Raw genomic sequence first — 2,896 nt, forward strand, 5'->3', positions numbered from 1 at the left:
AGTAGCGACGAGCGAACGGGGACTAGCCCTTAAGCTGGAATGGTTCTAGAAAAACAGCCTGGAACGGCTGGCCATAGAAGGTGATAGCCCTGTATTTAAAAGGGCCACTCCAGTGAAGACGAGTAGGGCGGGGCACGTGAAACCCTGTCTGAACATGGGGGGACCATCCTCCAAGGCTAAATACTACTGACCGACCGATAGTGAACCAGTACCGTGAGGGAAAGGCGAAAAGAACCCCGGAGAGGGGAGTGAAATAGATCCTGAAACCGTGTGCGTACAAGCAGTAGGAGCTCGAAAGAGTGACTGCGTACCTTTTGTATAATGGGTCAGCGACTTACTGTTCGTGGCAAGCTTAACCGTATAGGGGAGGCGAAGGGAAACCGAGTCTGATAAGGGCGCATAGTCGCGGGCAGTAGACCCGAAACCGGGTGATCTAGTCATGGCCAGGGTGAAGGTGCCGTAACAGGTACTGGAGGCCCGAACCCACGTCTGTTGCAAAAGACGGGGATGAGCTGTGATTAGGAGTGAAAAGCTAATCGAACCCGGAGATAGCTGGTTCTCCTCGAAAGCTATTTAGGTAGCGCCTCATATGTATCCTCTCGGGGGTAGAGCACTGTTATGGCTAGGGGGTCATCGCGACTTACCAAACCATTGCAAACTCCGAATACCGAGACGGACTGTATGGGAGACACACGGCGGGTGCTAACGTCCGTCGTGAAAAGGGAAACAACCCAGACCCACAGCTAAGGTCCCAAATTCACTGCTAAGTGGAAAACCATGTGGAAAGGCACAGACAGCCAGGAGGTTGGCTTAGAAGCAGCCACCCTTTAAAGAAAGCGTAATAGCTCACTGGTCGAGTCGGTCTGCGGGGAAGATTTAACGGGGCTAAGCAGTGAACCGAAGCTTGGGGTGTGCATATTTATATGTACGCGGTAGAGGAGCGTTCCGTAAGCCGTTGAAGGTGGATTGAGAAGTCTGCTGGAGGTATCGGAAGTGCGAATGCTGACATGAGTAACGATAATGCGGGTGAAAAACCCGCACGCCGAAAGCCCAAGGTTTCCTTGCGCAACGTTAATCGGCGCAGGGTGAGTCGGCCCCTAAGGCGAGGACGAAAGTCGTAGTCGATGGGAAGCAGGTTAATATTCCTGCACCTCGCGTAAGTGCGATGGAGGGACGGAGAAGGTTAGGTGTACCCGGCGTTGGTTGTCCGGGGGAAAGGCGGTAGGTTTGGATCTTTGGCAAATCCGGGATCCTTCAAGACCGAGCACCGAGACGAGTCTTTAAGACAAAGTCACTGATACCACGCTTCCAGGAAAAGCTCCTAAGCTTCAGCTTACGCAGACCGTACCGTAAACCGACACAGGTGGGTAGGATGAGAATTCTCAGGCGCTTGAGAGAACTCGGGTGAAGGAACTAGGCAACATGGCACCGTAACTTCGGGAGAAGGTGCGCCCTTTTTGGTGGCTCATGCGAGCTATAGCTGAAGAGGGCCGCAGAAACCAGGCCGCTGCGACTGTTTATCAAAAACACAGCACTCTGCAAACACGAAAGTGGACGTATAGGGTGTGACGCCTGCCCGGTGCTGGAAGGTTAATTGATGGGGTCAGCCGCAAGGCGAAGCTCTTGATCGAAGCCCCAGTAAACGGCGGCCGTAACTATAACGGTCCTAAGGTAGCGAAATTCCTTGTCGGGTAAGTTCCGACCTGCACGAATGGCGTAACGACAGCGGCGCTGTCTCCACCCGAGACTCAGTGAAATTGAAATCGCTGTGAAGATGCAGCGTTCCCGTGGCAAGACGGAAAGACCCCGTGAACCTTTACTATAGCTTTACACTGAACGTTGAGTTCGTCTGTGTAGGATAGGTGGGAGGCTATGAAACCATGGCGCTAGCTGTGGCGGAGCCATCCTTGAAATACCACCCTGTCGTGCTTGACGTTCTAACCTGGGCCCATTATCTGGGTCGGGGACCGTGTATGGTGGGTAGTTTGACTGGGGCGGTCTCCTCCTAAAGAGTAACGGAGGAGCTCGAAGGTACGCTCAGCGCGGTCGGACATCGCGCACTGTGTGCAAAGGCATAAGCGTGCTTGACTGCAAGATCGACGGATCAAGCAGGTAGGAAACTAGGACTTAGTGATCCGGTGGTTCTGTATGGAAGGGCCATCGCTCAACGGATAAAAGGTACTCCGGGGATAACAGGCTGATACCGCCCAAGAGTTCATATCGACGGCGGTGTTTGGCACCTCGATGTCGGCTCATCACATCCTGGGGCTGTAGTCGGTCCCAAGGGTATGGCTGTTCGCCATTTAAAGTGGTACGCGAGCTGGGTTCAGAACGTCGTGAGACAGTTCGGTCCCTATCTGCCATGGGCGTTGGAGATTTGAGAGGGGCTGCTCCTAGTACGAGAGGACCGGAGTGGACGAACCTCTGGTGTTCCGGTTGTCACGCCAGTGGCATTGCCGGGTAGCTATGTTCGGAAGCGATAACCGCTGAAAGCATCTAAGCGGGAAGCGCGCCTCAAGATGAGATCTCCCGGGGCACAAGCCCCCTGAAGGAACCATATAGACTATGTGGTTGATAGGTCAGGTGTGTAAGTACAGCAATGTATTGAGCTAACTGATACTAATGATCCGTGTGGCTTGACCATATAACCTCAAGTTGCCTTGGCCGACATGACATGTCGATAGATCCAGGTGCACGCTACGTCACAAGAACTATGAGAGGCAGGCGCAGTATGGCCGTGCTTTTCCCACAAGGGAAAACCACGAACATCGCGACGCTCCAACCGTCTCCCTGGTGAAATTAGCGCTGTGGAACCACCCGATCCCATCCCGAACTCGGAAGTGAAACGCAGCTGCGCCGATGGTAGTGTGGCTCAAGCCATGCGAGAGTAGGTCAT

At 53.8% G+C, this 2,896-nt stretch carries 2 rRNA genes (1 of these 2 only partly in view); both read left to right on the forward strand.

The window, feature by feature from the left end:
* Positions 1-2,644, forward strand: a 23S ribosomal RNA gene (locus ACGFZ3_RS18665) (it extends 235 nt beyond the left edge of the window).
* Positions 2,645-2,789: 145 nt separating this feature from the next.
* Positions 2,790-2,896, forward strand: a 5S ribosomal RNA gene (rrf, locus tag ACGFZ3_RS18670); the annotation flags it as partial.

The sequence above is a fragment of the Stenotrophomonas sp. NPDC047960 genome, from assembly GCF_043204395.1.
In the GTDB taxonomy this organism is placed as follows: Bacteria; Pseudomonadota; Gammaproteobacteria; order Xanthomonadales; family Xanthomonadaceae; genus Stenotrophomonas.